This window comes from Amycolatopsis sp. cmx-4-61, assembly GCF_046548775.1.
Lineage (GTDB): Bacteria > Actinomycetota > Actinomycetes > Mycobacteriales > Pseudonocardiaceae > Amycolatopsis.
In genome coordinates, this window is sequence record NZ_JAEBEI010000007.1 from 127,240 (window position 1) to 140,888 (window position 13,649).

Consider the following 13,649-nt stretch of genomic DNA (forward strand, 5'->3'; position numbering starts at 1 on the left):
CCGGCAGGTGCGACGGCGAGGTCGCGCCCTTCACGCCAGGAGGTCCCCCGGTGGAGAAAACGTTCGCGAGGCTCGGCCGCGCGCTCGCCGTGCTGGCCCTGGCCGGCGCCAGTACCCAGGTCACGCCGGCCGCGGCGGCCACGCCGGCGGTGCAGTCGATCGTGCCGGTGCCGGTCTCGGTGACCCCGGCGGCCGGTGTCGCGTTCCCGCTGGTCTCGACGACTTCGATCGTCACCGAAGCCGGTTCGGCCGCGGCGCGGCAGGTCGGCGACTACCTGGCCGGCGTGCTACGGCCGTCCACCGGCTTCGCGCTGCCGGTGTCCGACGCGCCGGCGACCGTGCCGTCCGGCAGCATCGCGCTGTTGCTGAGCGGCGCACCCGCGTCCGTCGGCACGCAGGGCTACCAGCTGGTGTCGACGGCGTCCTCGGTCACCCTCCGGGCGGCCACCGCGGACGGGCTCTTCGCGGGCGTCCAAACGCTGCGGCAACTGCTGCCGGGCCGCGTAGAGAGTCCTTCCGCGCAGCCCGGGCCGTGGAGCATCCCGGGCGCGACGATCGTCGACTACCCGCGCTTCGCCTACCGCGGCGCGATGCTCGACGTCGCCCGGCACTTCCACCCGGTGTCGACGGTCAAGCGGTACCTCGACCAGCTGGCCCAGTACAAGATCAACCACCTGCACCTGCACCTGGCGGACGACCAGGGCTGGCGCATCCAGATCGACAGCTGGCCCCGCCTGACGACGGTCGGCGGCAGCACCCAGGTCGGCGGCGGCGCGGGTGGTTACTACACGAAGGCGCAGTACACGGACATCGTGAACTACGCGGCTTCGCGGCACATCACGATCATCCCGGAGATCGACATGCCGGGGCACGTGAACGCGGCCCTGGCGTCGTACGCGGAGCTGAACTGCAACGGGGTGGCCCCGGCGTTGCGCACGGACACGGAGGTCGGCTACAGCTCGCTGTGCATCTCGAAGGACATCACGTACACGTTCATCGCGGACGTCCTGCGCGAGCTGGCGGCGCTGACCCCGGGCCCGTACCTGCACATCGGCGGCGACGAGGCCTCGTCGACGTCGGCGGCGGACTACCTGACGTTCGTCAACAAGGTCCTCCCCCTGGTGGCGGCCACGGGCAAGTCGGTGGTGGGCTGGCACGACATCGCGAAGGCGACGTTGCCGGCTTCGGCGTCCCCGCAGTTCTGGGGGACGTCCACGTCGGACGCGGGTGTCTCGACGGCGGTTTCCCGCGGCAGCAAGGTGATCCTGTCGCCGGCGAACAAGGCGTACCTGGACATGAAGTACAACAGCTCGACCCCGATCGGCTTGTCGTGGGCGGGCTACATCGAGGTCCAGGACGCGTACGACTGGAACCCGGGAGCCTACCTGTCGGGCGTCGGCGAATCGGCGGTCCGCGGCGTGGAATCCCCGCTGTGGTCGGAAACGGTGGTGACGCCGTCCGATGTGGACTACCTGGCGTTCCCCCGGCTGACGGCCCACGCGGAGCTGGGCTGGTCCCCGTGGTCGACGCACGACTGGACGGCGTTCCGCACCCGCCTGGGCGCCCAGGCCCCGCGCTGGGTGGCCCAGGGCCTCAACTTCTACCGGTCGGCGCAGGTGGCCTGGGACACGGGCGGAACGACGAACCCGGGCACGTGCACGGACCCGGAGTGGAGCGCCACGCAGGTGTACACGGGCGGGAACGTGGTGTCCCACAACGCTCACAAGTGGACGGCGAGGTGGTGGACCCAGGGCGAGGAGCCGGGAACGACGGGCCAGTGGGGAGTGTGGACCGACAACGGCACCTGCTGACGTGAGTGGCCGGGCCCGGCGTCTTCGGGCTCCGGGCCCGGCCATGTTCGTCGCTTCGGGCAGTTCCCGAAAGACGCCCTGCACCGTTAGCCTTCGGTCATGTCGTGCCCGGTCTGCGCCAAGCACCAGGGCGCCGGGCACCAGGGCGCCGGGCCGCTCGCCAGCCCGGTCGTCTGGGCCGACGACCTCGTCGTCGTCAGTCATCGGGCCGGGACCTTCCCCGGCTACCTCTTCGTCGAGACGCGGCGGCACGTCGCGAACCTCGACGGGCTCACCGAAGCCGAGGCGCTGGGGGTGGCGCGGGCCGCCTGGGTCGGCGCTCGCGCGCTGCGGGCCGAACTCGATCCCGAGTCCGTGCACTCCGCCCTTGCCGGGCGCGGAGTGGCGCGGGCGCACTTCCACCAGCACGTCTTCGTGCGTCATCGCGGCACTCCGGCCGAGCTGGGGTAGATGGATGTCGACTGGCCGGGAGCTCCTCGAGCCGACGTCGGCCTCCTGTGCGGACGGTTAGCGCCGTACTTCGCGCCGTGAAACCCGGGCGTCCGGCCGGGGCCGCGGGCTAGGTTGGGGCCATGAGCGCTGATCTGGAGCAGGTTCGCACCCTCTCGCTGCAGGAGCACGGCCTCGCCACCGTGGCCACGACGCGGGCCGACGGGACCGTGCACGCTTCCGTCGTCAACGCCGGTGTCTTCGACGATCCGGTGACCGGGGCGCCGGGGGTCGCCTACGTCGCCGTCGGCCGGGCGCACAAGCTCGCGCTGCTGCGGCGGACCGGGCACGCCACCCTCACCTTCCGGCGTGGGTGGAACTGGCTCTCCGTCACCGGGGCCACCCACCTCATCGGGCCCGACGATCCCGATCCGGCCTTCGACCCGGCGGGCCTGCCGCAGCTGTTGCGGGACGTCTTCATCGCCGCCACCGGCACCCATGACGACTGGGCCGAGTACGACCGTGTCATGGCCGAAGAGCGGCGGGTCGCGGTGTTCGTCCGGGCGGACCGGATAATCGGCAATCCCTGACCCCGCCCGGCCCCAGGAGTCGTCCCGTTGTCCGAGTCCTCCCTCCGCGTCACCACGCCGGTCAAGGTCCTCGTCGGCTTGCTCGTCGTCGCCGACGCCGGGTTCGGCGCGGCGCTCGCCACCGGGCTGGTGCGCGGCCTCTCGCCGTGGCTGATCGGCGGCGCCTACGCGGCGACCGTGCTCGCCGCCGTCGTCGCCTACCGCGTGTCCCGCGCCCGCGACCTCAAGCGCGGCTTCGAGGGCCTGCGCGACCTCACCATCGGCGACGAGGGCATCCGCCTGCCCGCGGGGACGCTCAGCACGCGCCTGGTCCCCTGGCCGGAGATCGCGGAGGTGACCGTCCGCCGTTCGGCCCGCTTCGGCGACGGCTACCTGCGCGACGCCCTCTGGGTCGACCTGGTCACCGGCGGCGGCGTCGAGAGCTCGGTGCAGCGCTATGCGCCGCGAGGCAAACTCGAGCCGGCGCCGCCGCAGCGGAGGCAGTTCGAGCAGACGGCGATCCTCCCGCCGGCCCTGTTCGACGCGGTGCTCGACCGGCTCCGGAAGGAGCTGCGCCACCGGCAGCTGCACGCCCAGCTCCGCGGCGCACCCCGGCTCCGGGACCGCTGAGGGGCAGGCCAGCCTGCCCGGCAGCGCGCGGGGCACGATCCGCACCGGAATCCCCGTCGATGAGCTCGTAGCGTCGGCTGTCATACGGCATCCCCCCGAGGTCGTGCACCGTCAGGGGGCCCGAATCGGCGGGGTGCTCGATGTCTGCTCTGACTGTCATGGTGCTCTCCTTTCACTCTTCGCACCAGAGGAAACCAGAGAGCACCGACAAAAACGGGATCGAACGCGAGTTCGGCGCCCATATTCACACCCCAGCGTGAATATGGGCGCCGCTGTCACATCAACGGAACAGTTACTTCTTCTTTCCGGTGTCCTCAGTGGACAGTGCGGCGACGAAGGCCTCCTGCGGCACCTCGACCCGGCCGACGGTCTTCATCCGCTTCTTGCCTTCCTTCTGCTTCTCCAGCAGCTTGCGCTTCCGCGAGATGTCACCGCCGTAACACTTGGCCAGCACGTCCTTGCGGATGGCGCGAATCGTCTCGCGGGCGATGATCCGCGAGCCGACCGCCGCCTGGATCGGGACCTCGAACTGCTGGCGCGGGATCAGCTCGCGCAGCCGCGTCGCCATCCGGTTGCCGTAGCCGTAGGCGGCGTCCTTGTGCACGATCGCCGAGAACGCGTCCACGGTTTCGCCCTGCAGCAGGATGTCCACCTTGACGAGATCCGAAATCTGCTCGCCGGCCTCTTCGTAATCGAGAGACGCGTACCCACGCGTACGCGACTTCAGCGTGTCGAAGAAGTCGAAGATGATTTCCGCCAGCGGAATGTTGTAGCGCAGCTCGACGCGGTCCTCGGACAGGTAGTCCATGCCGAGCAGGGTGCCGCGCTTGGTCTGGCACAGCTCCATGATCGTGCCGACGAACTCCGACGGCGCGAGGATGCTCACCTTCGACACCGGCTCGTGCACCTCGGCGATCTTCAGCCCGGTCGGCCAGTCCGACGGGTTGGTCACGACCACCTCGCTGCGGTCCTCCAGGACCACGCGGTAGATGACGTTCGGCGCCGTCGAGATCAGGTCGAGGCCGAACTCGCGCTCGAGGCGGTCGCGGGTGATCTCCAGGTGCAGCAGGCCGAGGAAGCCGCAGCGGAAGCCGAAGCCGAGCGCCACCGACGTCTCCGGCTCGTACGCCAGCGCCGCGTCGTTCAGCTGGAGCTTGTCCAGGGCCTCGCGCAGCTCGGGGTAGTCGGAGCCGTCGACCGGGTACAGCCCCGAGTAGACCATCGGCTTCGGCTCGCGGTAGCCGGCCAGCGGCTCCTTCGCGCCGCGGCGTTCCGACGTCACGGTGTCGCCGACCTTGGACTGGCGGACGTCCTTCACGCCGGTGATCAGGTACCCGACCTCGCCGACGCCGAGGCCCTTGCTCGGCTTGGGCTCCGGCGAGATGATCCCGACCTCGAGGAGCTCGTGGGTCGCGCCGGTCGACATCATCCGGATCCGCTCGCGCGGGGTGATCTTGCCGTCGACCACCCGGATGTAGGTGACCACACCGCGGTAGGTGTCGTACACCGAGTCGAAGATCATCGCCCGCGCCGGCGCGTCGGCGTCGCCCTGCGGCGCGGGCACCTGCTTCACGACCTCGTCGAGCAGCTCGCCGACGCCCATGCCGGTCTTGGCCGAGACCCGCAGCACGTCGTCGGGCTCGCAGCCGATGATGTGGGCGAGCTCACCCGCGTACTTGTCGGGGTCGGCCGAGGGCAGGTCGATCTTGTTGAGCACCGGGATGATCTGGAGGTTGTTCTCCAGCGCGAGGTACAGGTTGGCCAGCGTCTGGGCCTCGATCCCCTGCGCGGCGTCGACCAGCAGGATCGCGCCTTCGCACGCCTCCAGGGCGCGGGAGACCTCGTAGGTGAAGTCGACGTGGCCGGGCGTGTCGATCATGTGCAGGACGTGGTCCTGCCCGTCGACCCGCCAGGGCAGCCGGACGTTCTGCGCCTTGATCGTGATGCCGCGCTCGCGCTCGATGTCCATCCGGTCGAGGTACTGGGCCCGCATGGCGCGCTCTTCGACCACGCCGGTGAGCTGCAGCATGCGGTCGGCCAGGGTCGACTTGCCGTGGTCGATGTGCGCGATGATGCAGAAGTTCCGGATGAGCTCCGGCGGCGTGAAGGTGGTGTCGGCGAACTTGTTGGGCGCTGTCACTCGAATGAGTCCTCGGAAAGTCGGGGATGGCCACCTCTATGTTCCCATGGCCCTCCGGGTGCGGGTGGGGGTCATCCCCGATGCGGGCTTTCACGATCCGTGGTGCCCTCGAAGTATGAGCACTCCGCACCAGCCGGCACCCCCTCCCCAGCCCGGGACCAGCGGGTTCGCCCGCGTCCTCGACCGGACGTTCGGTCACCCCTCCGGCGTCCTCGGCCGCCTCGGCGGCTGGGCCATGGCCCGCGGCAACGCCGCGACCGAACACCGCGTCGTCGACCTCGCGAAGATCGAGCCGGACGAGACCGTCCTGGTCGTCGGGCCCGGCCCCGGCGTCGGCCTGGACGCCGCCGCGCGCCTGGCCGGGCGAGCCGTCGGCGTCGACCCCTCGCCCGAGATGCTCGGACTCTGCCACGAGCGCTGCGGCGACCGCGCCGAGCTGCGGGAAGGCTCGGCGGCGCACACCGGCGAGCCCGACGACTCCGTCGACGTCGTCCTGAGCGTGAACAACGTCATGCTGTGGGACGACCGCGCGGCCGCGTTCGCCGAGCTGTTTCGGGTACTGCGCCCGGGCGGACGGCTGCTGCTGTCCGCGCACGAGAAGTGGCTGCCGGTGAGCAGGCACGTGCTCGCCGACGAAGCCGCCGCCGCGGGGTTCGCCGACCTGCAGACGTGGACCTGGGAGCCGCCGGGGTTCGCCGCCCTCGCCGCGCAGCTGCGCGCCGTCAAGCCCGCCTAGCGGGTGTCCGTGCGGATCGGGTGGCCCTCGGGCACCTCGACCAGCACGATGCGCGTGCCGTCCGGATCGGCGATCCAGGCCTCGTCGAGGCCCCACGGCTCGCGCTGCGCGTCCCGCACCGGTTCGAGGCCCTTGGCCCTGAGGTCGGCGAGGGTGCCGGCGAGGTCCCGGACCTGCAGCCAGAGCACCAGATCGGGCGACGCACCGGTCTCGCCGGAACCGGAGACCTCCAGCGAGCCGTGGCCGAGGAAGAAGACGGTGCCGCCCGGGAACTCCCGCTCCACGGCCAGGCCGAGCGTGTCGCGGTAGAACGCCGTGGACGCGGCGGCGTCACGCGGGCGGATCAGCAGCCGGCTCTTCAGGATCTCCATCCGACCATCCCTACCGGACGGGCTCAGGCGGCCGCAATCGCCGCGATGCCGGACAACACGATCACCGACCCCACGAGCCGCCGGACGGCGTCGCGCTCGCCGAGCACCAGCCACGCCGCGATCCCGCCGATGACGATGCTCAGCTCGCGGGCGGGCGCGACCAGGCTGACCGGCGCCATGGTGAGGGCGAAGAGCACGAGGACGTAGGCGATCGGCGACAGGACCGCGACGACGAAGACCTCGCGGCGCTGGTCACGCCAGATCCGCGTCACTTCGCCCCGATCGGCCAGGGCGCGGGGGAAGAGCAGGAGGCTCTGCAGGACCGAGCCGAGGCCGAAGTAGACGACCGGCGGCACGCCCAGGCCGGTCACCGAGTGGGCGTCCCAGAGCGTGTACCCGGCGATGACGGCGCCGGTCAGCAGGCCGTACAAGACGCCGGCTTTCACCGCTTTCGGGTCCGTCGCCCGGCGGCCGGTGCTGATCACCAGCACCCCGGCGACGACCAGGAAGGCGCCGAGCAGGCCCAGCGGGCCGGGGTGTTCGCCGAGCACCAGGACGGCGGCCAGCACCGACAGCAACGGCCCGGTCCCGCGCGCGACGGGGTAGACGACGGAGAGGTCGCCGACGCGGTACCCGCGCTGCAGCACGACGCCGTAGGCGACGTGCAGGACGGCGGTGACCACGGCGGCGAGCAGCCAGCTCCACTGTGGACGCTCGTCCTCGACGACGACCAGCACCACGGTCACCGGCAGCAGGAACACGGCGGAGACGGTGTAGTAGAGCCAGACGAACTGGGTGCCCCCGGAGGAGATCCGCTTGGCGGCGAGGTTCCAGGCGGCGTGCACGACGGCGGCGACGAGGACGAGGGACAAGGCGGTGGCGTTCACGGGACCCCTTCGGGGTTCTCGCGCGCGCGAGAACCGGGTCCTCCAGGCTTTTGCCCCGTCAGATGAACGACCGGCCGTCCGGGCCCGCCGACGGTGCCGCTCGGACCAGTCCCGCCGGCCCTGGTTGTGAGGAGCTGGAACGCGGACCGGCGACGGAACCCTAGGCACTACCGTCACCCACCGTACTCCCGGCTCCGGACGCTCGTGGACCGGCTGTTAGAGTGGTCGCTCGCTGCCCGTGCGGCATTCCGTCATGGAGGAAACCCGCTTCTCGCGGGGCCACTTCAGCGCGGCGGCGATCTCACCGAGTGAAACAGGAGTTGCCCTATGGCCAACATCAAGTCGCAGATCAAGCGCATCACGACGAACGAGAAGGCGCGTCAGCGCAACCAGGCGATCCGGTCCTCGGTGAAGACCGCGATCCGCAAGGTCCGCGAAGCCGCCGAGGCCGGCGACAAGGCCAAGGCCGTCGAGCTGCAGCGCGACGCCGCCCAGAAGCTGGACAAGGCCGTCTCGAAGGGCGTCATCCACGCCAACCAGGCCGCCAACAAGAAGTCGGCGCTCGCGAAGCGCGTCAACGCGCTCTGAGCTGGTTGATTTCCGAGAAGGCCCCGGCTTCGGCCGGGGCCTTCTTCGTGTCCGGCGTGCTTCATGTCCGGCGTGCGACCGGGCGGGTGACACCCGTGCGTCGTGTCGGCCGCGATCAGCGTCGCAGCCGCCGCGCGCTCCAGCGCGTAGCCCGGTCCGCCGCCACACCGTCGACCACGGCGATCAGCGGTCGCCCTTGGCTGCCGCCACCTCCAGCACCGCCCGCTCCAGCGCATAGCCCGGGTCCGCCGCCACGCCCTTGACCTCGGCGTTCAGCCGCGCGACCACGCGCATCGCCGTGGCCAGGCCGTCGGGGTTCCAGCCGCGGGACTGGCCCTGCGCCTTCCGGATCTTCCACGGCGGCATGCCGAGCTCGCCCGCCAGCTGGTTGGGGTTGCCGCGGCCCGCGCCGGAGACCCGGGCGATCGTGCGGACCGCGTCGGCCAGCGCGTCGGCGACCAGGACGTGCGGGACACCCAGCTGCATCGCCCAGCGCAGTGACTCCAGCGCCGCCGCGCGGTCGCCGCCGACTGCCTTCTCCGCGACCGCGAACCCGGTCACGTCGGCGCGGCCGCGGTGGTAGCGGCGGACCGCGTCGGCGTCGACGGTCCCGCCCGTGTCCGCGACCAGCTGCGTCGCCGCCGACGACAGTTCCCGCAGGTCGGAGCCCACGGCGTCGAGCAGGGCCGCCACGCCCGCCGGGTCGATCTTGCCGCCCACCCGGCGCACCTCGTGGCGCACGAACTGCTCCCGCTCGGCCGGCTTGGTCAGCTTCGGGCACTCGGTGACCTCGGCGCCGGCCTTCTTCAGCGCGGCCGGGAGGGTCTTGCCCGCCTTGCTGCGGCCACCGCCGGTGTGCACGACGACGAGCACGACCCCGTCCGCCGGGTCCTTCAAGTAGGCCGCGACGGCGTCGGCCAGCTCCTGCGAGATGTCCTGCGCCGACTCGAGGACGATCACCCGGCCCTCGCTGAACAGCGACGGGCTGACCAGTTCGGCCAGCTCGGGGGCTGTGAGATCGGACACCCGGGCGCGGGTCAGCTCGGCGGTCGCGTCCATCGCGCGGGCGGCGGCGAGCGTCTCGCGGACGGCGCGCTCGATCAGCAGTTCTTCCTCCCCCAGCACCAGCTGCAGCGGGGCCGGGGCGGTGGCTTGCGCGGTCACCCGGGAATCCTCTCACTTGCGCTCCCGTGCGCCCGCTCCGGTGATGTCGGGCGGCCACCGTGGCACGGGGCGCGCGCGATGTCGTACGGTGTACCCGAGGCAGCCCGCCCCGGAAGTTTCCGGCGTGCGCGCACCGACAACCGAATACCGCTCATCCAGAGGGGCAGAGGGAACGGCCCGACGAAGCCCCGGCAACCGGCGTACAGCCTGTCATCCCGCGATCGCGGGATAGCTGACGACCACGGTGCCAATTCCGGCCCGCTTCGGCGGGGCAGATGAGGAAGGAACCTCGCGATGACCGCCACCCTCGGCACGACCTCCACCACCAAGACCCCGGATCTCGGTCCCGCCGTCGAGCTGGTGTCGAAGGAAGAGGGCCACCGGCAGCCGCTCGCCCCCGAATTCGTCTCCGCCGAAGACTTCTCGCCGCTCGAGGTCGCTTACGACTTCGGCCGCGTCCGCCGCGAAGACATCGAGGCCGGCCCCAAGAACATCTGGCGCTACAAGAAGCTCCTTCCCGTTCCGTCCAACGTCGAAGAGATCCCGAACACCGAGCCGGGCGCGACGCGGCTGGTCCGCGCCGACCGCCTCGCCAAGGAACTCGGCCTCAAGCGCGTGTGGGTCAAGGACGACACCGGCAACCCGACGCACTCGTTCAAGGACCGCGTCGTCGCCGTCGCGCTGGCCGCGGCCCGCGAGTTCGGGTTCGAGGTGCTCGCCTGTCCGTCGACCGGCAACCTGGCCAACGCGACGGCCGCCGCGGCGGCCCGCGCCGGCTGGCGGTCGGTCGTGCTGATCCCCAAGACCCTCGAGCGCGCCAAGATCCTCACCACCGCGGTGTACGACGGCGACCTCCTCGCCATCGACGGCAACTACGACGACGTCAACCGCCTCGCCACCGAGCTCGCCGGCGAGCACCCGAAGTGGGCGTTCGTCAACGTGAACGTCCGGCCGTACTACTCGGAGGGCTCGAAGACGCTGGCCTTCGAGGTCGCCGAGCAGCTCGGCTGGCGCATCCCGCCGCAGATCGTCGTCCCGATCGCCTCCGGTTCGCAGCTGACCAAGGTGGACAAGGGTTTCCGCGAGCTGGGCCAGCTCGGCCTGGTGGACGCCAGCCCGTACAAGGTGTTCGGCGCACAGGCCACCGGCTGCTCGCCGGTGTCGGCCGCGTTCCGCGCGGGCCAGGACGTGGTCCAGCCGGTGAAGCCGGACACGATCGCCCGCTCGCTGGCGATCGGCAACCCGGCCGACGGCCCGTACGTGCTCGACATCGTCAACCGCACCGGCGGTGCGATCGAGGACGTCTCCGACGAAGAGGTCGTCGAGGGCATCCGCCTGCTGGCCCGCACCGAGGGCATCTTCACCGAGACGGCGGGCGGGGTCACCGTCGCCACGGCGAAGAAGCTGGTCGAGACGGGCAAGCTGGACCCGGACGCCGAGACGGTGCTGCTGATCACCGGCGACGGCCTCAAGACCCTCGACGCGATCGAGAACCACGTGGGTCCGAAGGCCACCCTGCCGCCCTCGGCCGCGGCCGTGAACGAGGCGCTCGGCTACTGAGCTCCGGCCCGGGGCGGGCGCTCGGCTACTGGGACCCAGCCCGGGGCGGGCGCTCGGCCCGCCCCGGGCCCTCAGCGGCGCGGCGGACCTCGGGGCTCGCCACGGCGGACTATCGCCGGTCCGGCGACCACCGCGGTGTCGCCGTCCACGTCGGTGCGGGTGACCCGCGCGCCCAGCGCCGCCAGAGTGTCTATTGTGGACTTGCTCGGGTGCCCGTACGTGTTTCCCGCACCCACGCTGACCATGGCCACCCGTGGGGCCACCGCCGCGAGGAACGACGGCAGCGAGTACCGGCTGCCGTGGTGGGGCACCTTCAACACCTCCGCTCTCAGGTCTCCGACGTCGGCCAGCAGGTCCGACTGCGCGGCCAGTTCGACGTCGCCGGTCAGCAGGATCCGGCCGGCGGGCGTTTCCGCGCGCAGCACCACCGAACTGTTGTTGATCGTCGTCCCGTCCGGCTGCTCGGCCGCCCGGGCCGGGACGTAGCGCGGCCCGAGGACGTCGAGCGCCAGGCCGGGCCAGTCCAGCCGCTCGCCCGGGTTCAGCTCGACCAGCGGCACCGACTGCCGGGCGGCTTCCGCAGCGACCTGGCGCCACGCCCACGGCGGCGACCGTCCCGGGCCGACGGCGATCGCGCCGACCGCGCGGCCGTCGAAGACCGAGGCGAGGCCGCCGATGTGGTCGGCGTGCAGGTGGCTCAGCACCAGCAGCGGGATCCGGTCGACCGCCAGCCGGTGCAGGCACTCGTCGACCGGCCCCGGCTCGGGTCCGGTGTCCACGACGACCGCCCGCCCGGGATCGGCGGTCGCCAGCACGACCGCGTCGCCCTGGCCGACGTCACACTCGACCATCGCCCAGTTCCGCGGCGGCCACGCCGGCGCCAGCACCCGGACCGGCACGAACACCAGCAGACCGCCGACGACGAGCAGCGCCATCAGGACCCGCACCCGCCGGTGCCGCACCGCCAGCGCCAGCACCACGAGGACGCCGGCGGCCAGCAGACCGCCCACCCAGCCACCGGGCCACGCGATGACCGCGCCCGGCGCCCGGGCGCCGTACCGGGCCACGGTGATCAGCCACCGCGCTTCCGGATCGGCCAGGTGCACCAGGACGTTCCCGGCGCCCGGCCACCACGGGCCGGTGACGGTCGCCAGCACGCCCAGCACGGTCGCCGGGGCCACCACGGGTGCGGCGAGGACGTTGGTCAGCACCGAAACCAGGCTCACCGAACCCGCCATGCCCGCGAGCACCGGCGCCGTCACCAGGAAGGCCGCCAACGGGACCGCCAGCCCTTCCGCGAACCCCGGTGGGATGCCGCGGCGGACCAGGGCACCGGCCCAGCGGGGTGCGAGCAGGACCAGCCCGCCGGTGGCGCACACCGAAAGCGCAAAGCCGAATTCCGTGGCCATCGCCGGATCAGCGACCACCAGCACGCACACCGCGAAGGCCAGCGCGGGCAGCGCCGAACCCCGCCGTCCCAGCGCCAAGGCCAGCAACGCCACGGCCGCCATGACCCCGGCCCGCAGGACGCTCGGCTCCGGGCCGACCAGGACGAGAAACCCCGCCAGGCACGCCCCGGCGGCCGCGGCCGACAGCCGGGGACCGAGCCGGAGCAGGCGCAACAGCAGCAGCACCGCCCCGCAGACGACCGCGAGGTTGCCGCCGCTGACCGCGGTGAGGTGCGTGAGGCCCGCGGCGACGAACTCCTGCTCGACGCGGGGTGACAAGGCGCTCGTGTCGCCCAGGACCAGCCCCGGCAGCAGGCCGGCGGGCTCCTCCGGCAGGACCTGGCAGAGGTCGTGCAGGCCGGTGCGCAGCACGGCCGCCGCCTGCTGCCACCACGGCGCCTGGCTGGGCTCGCCCGGCGGGCCGCGGACCGACAGGACGGCCACGGTCAGGTCCGAGCCGCGCGGGGGCATCAACCGGCCCGCCGCGGCCACTTCTTGGCCTGGCAGGAGCGACGCCCACTGCTCGACCGGCGCCAGCAGCAGCACCCGGCCGGAGGTCGGGACGGGCCGCCCGTCGACCGCCGCCGTGCGCACGTCGGCCGCGAGGACCACCGACCGGGCACCGGCTTGGCGATCGGCGTACCCCGCGCTGCGCACGGGCTTCGGGCGTTCCGCGACGACGACCCGCAGCACCGCCGGGAGGCCTTGCTCGGCGGAGACACGAAGCTCGTCGCGCTGGGCGTCACGGATCCGCCAGGCAATGGGACCAGCGGCGAGTAGGCCGAGGATCAGCAGGGCTGCGGCTGCCTCCCGCGCCCGGGGACGGCCGCGGGCTCGCCACAACACCAGCCCGGCGAGCACCGCCGAGGCGAGTCCGGCGGCGACGGCGGTCCACCAGCCGAGCAGCAGGCCGGCCAACGCCGCCAGCCAGCACGCCGCGGCCGCCGGGACCAGCCGCATGTCCTGCCGGGTGTCGAGAACAGGGACAGTGCTCATCAGGCCGGCACCCCCACCCGGCTTAGCCAGCGGTCGTGGATACGCCCGCTGGTCGCCGTCTCGGGCCGGGCCGCTCTTTCCGCGAAGGTGCTCATCCGATCGTCACCGCCACGCGATTGAAGCCCGCCACCGCGGGAGTGGCCGCGTTCGAACACTGCACCCCCGACACGCGCGCGGTGGCCGCGCTGGTCGCCGCCTCGGCTGTGGCCGCGAACCTCCGGGATGGCGCCGGTCCGGAATCCGTCATTCGCGTGACTGGAGGCGGAACTCGCGCGGAGCGGGATGGACCGGTGTATCCCTGAGTCGGCGGGCCGGGGAGT

The 13,649-nt window shown here is 72.2% G+C and carries 12 protein-coding genes and 1 riboswitch; of the genes, 7 read left to right on the forward strand and 5 right to left on the reverse strand.

Annotated elements, in window-relative coordinates; genetic code table 11:
- Positions 1-50: 50 nt before the first annotated feature.
- The 4 genes from ACLJOU_RS21590 to ACLJOU_RS21605 all read left to right on the forward strand — a co-directional run bounded on the left by ACLJOU_RS21590 (position 51) and on the right by ACLJOU_RS21605 (position 3,439).
- A complete protein-coding gene (locus ACLJOU_RS21590) occupies positions 51-1,811 on the forward strand; it encodes a family 20 glycosylhydrolase (protein ID WP_410569462.1) in 1,761 nt (586 codons plus the stop codon).
- Positions 1,812-1,910: 99 nt separating this feature from the next.
- The gene (locus ACLJOU_RS21595; protein WP_410569463.1) at positions 1,911-2,261 is read left to right on the forward strand and encodes an HIT family protein; all 351 of its coding nucleotides are present in this window, start codon (positions 1,911-1,913) and stop codon (positions 2,259-2,261) included.
- A 122-nt stretch (positions 2,262-2,383) separates the two neighbouring features.
- Positions 2,384-2,830: a pyridoxamine 5'-phosphate oxidase family protein gene (locus ACLJOU_RS21600; RefSeq protein ID WP_410569464.1), complete on the forward strand. Its 447-nt coding sequence runs from the start codon at positions 2,384-2,386 to the stop codon at positions 2,828-2,830.
- Between the two features lie 27 nt (positions 2,831-2,857).
- A complete protein-coding gene (locus ACLJOU_RS21605; protein WP_410569465.1) occupies positions 2,858-3,439 on the forward strand; it encodes a hypothetical protein in 582 nt (193 codons plus the stop codon).
- 292 nt (positions 3,440-3,731) lie between these two features.
- Here the strand turns inward: ACLJOU_RS21605 and lepA are convergent, their stop codons facing one another.
- The gene (gene lepA / locus ACLJOU_RS21610; RefSeq protein WP_410569466.1) at positions 3,732-5,579 is read right to left on the reverse strand and encodes a translation elongation factor 4; all 1,848 of its coding nucleotides are present in this window, start codon (positions 5,577-5,579) and stop codon (positions 3,732-3,734) included.
- A gap of 115 nt (positions 5,580-5,694) precedes the next feature.
- On the opposite strand from lepA, the gene ACLJOU_RS21615 reads away from it, so the two are divergent.
- Complete coding sequence (locus tag ACLJOU_RS21615) at positions 5,695-6,315, forward strand: class I SAM-dependent methyltransferase (protein WP_410569467.1); 621 nt, start codon at positions 5,695-5,697, stop codon at positions 6,313-6,315.
- On the opposite strand, the gene ACLJOU_RS21620 is transcribed toward ACLJOU_RS21615, so the two are convergent.
- Together ACLJOU_RS21620 and ACLJOU_RS21625 are read right to left on the reverse strand one after the other, a co-directional pair.
- Positions 6,312-6,686 (reverse strand): VOC family protein, encoded by a 375-nt coding sequence (locus ACLJOU_RS21620; protein ID WP_410569468.1) that lies wholly within the window; start codon positions 6,684-6,686, stop codon positions 6,312-6,314. The two genes, ACLJOU_RS21615 and ACLJOU_RS21620, sit on opposite strands and share 4 nt — an antisense overlap.
- 23 nt (positions 6,687-6,709) lie before the next feature.
- Positions 6,710-7,573 (reverse strand): DMT family transporter, encoded by an 864-nt coding sequence (locus ACLJOU_RS21625; RefSeq protein WP_410569469.1) that lies wholly within the window; start codon positions 7,571-7,573, stop codon positions 6,710-6,712.
- 327 nt (positions 7,574-7,900) lie between these two features.
- Here ACLJOU_RS21625 and rpsT point away from each other — a divergent pair, with 327 nt between their 5' ends.
- Positions 7,901-8,161, forward strand: coding sequence for a 30S ribosomal protein S20 (rpsT, locus tag ACLJOU_RS21630; RefSeq protein ID WP_013228460.1), 261 nt, complete (start codon positions 7,901-7,903; stop codon positions 8,159-8,161).
- 183 nt (positions 8,162-8,344) lie between these two features.
- Here the strand turns inward: rpsT and holA are convergent, their stop codons facing one another.
- On the reverse strand, positions 8,345-9,325 hold the full coding sequence (holA, locus tag ACLJOU_RS21635; protein WP_410569470.1) for a DNA polymerase III subunit delta: 981 nt from the start codon (positions 9,323-9,325) through the stop codon (positions 8,345-8,347).
- Positions 9,326-9,473: 148 nt separating this feature from the next.
- A riboswitch (SAM riboswitch) is annotated at positions 9,474-9,607 on the forward strand.
- 12 nt (positions 9,608-9,619) lie between these two features.
- Between holA and thrC the strand changes: the two genes are divergently transcribed.
- Positions 9,620-10,885, forward strand: a complete 1,266-nt coding sequence (gene thrC, locus ACLJOU_RS21640) for a threonine synthase (RefSeq protein WP_410569471.1) — start codon at positions 9,620-9,622, stop codon at positions 10,883-10,885.
- 71 nt (positions 10,886-10,956) lie between these two features.
- Here the strand turns inward: thrC and ACLJOU_RS21645 are convergent, their stop codons facing one another.
- Positions 10,957-13,329 carry a ComEC/Rec2 family competence protein gene (locus ACLJOU_RS21645; RefSeq protein WP_410569472.1) on the reverse strand — a complete coding sequence of 791 codons (2,373 nt, stop codon included), beginning with the start codon at positions 13,327-13,329 and terminating at the stop codon, positions 10,957-10,959.
- Positions 13,330-13,649: the final 320 nt, after the last annotated feature.